A 615-nucleotide genomic window follows, 5' to 3' on the forward strand; every position below is an offset into this window, starting at 1 on the left:
TGTCGGGTGGGTCGAGGGCGCTCTGGGTGCGGCTGGTGCGTCGGTTGTGACTGTGGGTGTGGACGATGTTGCTGAGCGGGTTGCGGAGGCGGCAGGTGTGGTGTCGCTTCTGTCGCTGGTGTCTGCTGGGTTGGGCTCGTCCGGTGGGGTTGGGGCGATGGTGGATCCGTGGTTGGGGTTGTTGCGGGCTGTGGTGGGGTCGGGCGCCGGGGTGCGGGTGTGGTCGTTGTCGCGGGGTGCGGTGTCGACGGGGCGTGCGGATGCGGTGGTTGACGCGTCGGGTGGTTTGTTGTGGGGGTTGGGTCGGGTGGCGGGGTTGGAGTTTCCGGGGGTGTGGGGTGGGTTGGTGGATCTGCCGGGGGTGCTGGACGAGCGTGCCGCGGGTCGGCTCGCGGCTGTGCTGGGGCAGGCGGTGGAGGACCAGGTCGCGCTGCGCGGCTCCGGTGTCTTCGGCCGCCGTCTCGTCCGGGACGGCGGTGATCCCGGTCGCGCCTGGCGTCCGTCGGGGACGGTTCTGGTGACGGGTGGTACGGGTGGTTTGGGTGGTGTGGTGGCGCGGTGGTTGGTGCGTTCGGGTGCTGAGCATGTGGTGCTGGCGGGTCGGCGGGGTGCGGG

Annotated in this window: 1 protein-coding gene; it reads left to right on the top strand. The window is 71.2% G+C overall.

The features are described from left to right. Window positions 1-97: 97 nt before the first annotated feature. On the top strand, window positions 98-615 hold a 518-nt coding region (locus K7G61_RS36000), incomplete at its 3' end, for a KR domain-containing protein (protein WP_225851363.1).

Origin of the sequence: Streptomyces sp. HPF1205 (assembly GCF_020400825.1) — a bacterium.
GTDB lineage: Bacteria > Actinomycetota > Actinomycetes > Streptomycetales > Streptomycetaceae > Actinacidiphila.